Consider the following 1037-nt stretch of genomic DNA (forward strand, 5'->3'; position numbering starts at 1 on the left):
CGGCCCGGACCCGCGCCCGCATCGACGCCGAGCGCGGCGCGGTGGCCGGCCCCGACAGCCGGACCAGGTGGCTGGCCCTCGACCTGGTCCGACGCTGGCACGCCGACCCGCCGCCCCTGCCGCTGTGGCGGGCGGTCGAGGCGATGGAAGCCACGCTCGCGGGCGGCCCCGCGCCGTGCAGCCTCGCCCTGCTCGAACCGGCGCGGGCCGCGGTGCTGGGCGAGGTCGACTCGCTGCTGCCCACGGTCGCCGGGCTGGTGCTCATCGCCAACGGCGACCCGGGGTCGGCCCGGGCCATCGCCGAGGCGATCACCGGCGCCGCCCGGCCGCGTGGCTGGCTCAGCACGGTCGCGCACGGCCGCTTCCTGCGGTCGCTGGCGGTGCTGCCGGCCGGGCTGGTCGCCGAGGCGGCGGCGGACGCCCGCGCCGCGCTGGACTTCAAGCTGGCCACGGCCACCCCGCTGGGTGGTGTGCTGTTCGCCCTCAACCCGCTGCTGGACGCCCTCGTCGAGGCCGATCGGCTCACCGAGGCGGATGCGCTGATCGCGCAGCTGGTCCCGGGTGACCCGCCGCCGCACGTGCTGACCGCACCGGTCTTTCTGCAGAGCCGGGCCCGTCTCAGGCTGGCGCAGGGCCGCCCGGCCGAGGCGGTCGCCGACCTGCATGCGGCCGGCGAGCGCTGGGCCGAGCTGGGCGTCTGCCATCCGGCGTTCGCCACATGGCGCGTCGAGCTGGTGCCGGCGCTGCTCGCGACAGGCGATCCCGGGGGTGCGCAACGAGCGGCGCGCGAACACCTGGCGCTGGCCGAGCGGGCGGCGGCGCCGGGCCCGTTGAGCGCTGCGCTGCGCGCAGCGGAGCCCGTGCCTGGTCGCGGTGGTTGGTCCGGCGCAGGGCGCTGCCGAGATCCAGCAGCGCGTACGCGAGCGCCAGCCGTTCCTGCGTACCCTCGGCGACCCGCACCGCCCGCGTCAGGAGCTCCACCCGCCGGTCCCTCGGGGTCGTCTGGGCGCACGCCCGCAGCGCAGCGCTCAACGGGC

1 pseudogene is annotated in these 1037 nt (G+C 78.2%); it reads left to right on the plus strand.

The features are described from left to right. Positions 1-1037 (plus strand): annotated as a pseudogene (locus tag AB0M20_RS45565) (hypothetical protein); the annotation flags it as partial.

This window comes from Actinoplanes sp. NPDC051633 (assembly GCF_040681735.1).
GTDB lineage: Bacteria > Actinomycetota > Actinomycetes > Mycobacteriales > Micromonosporaceae > Actinoplanes.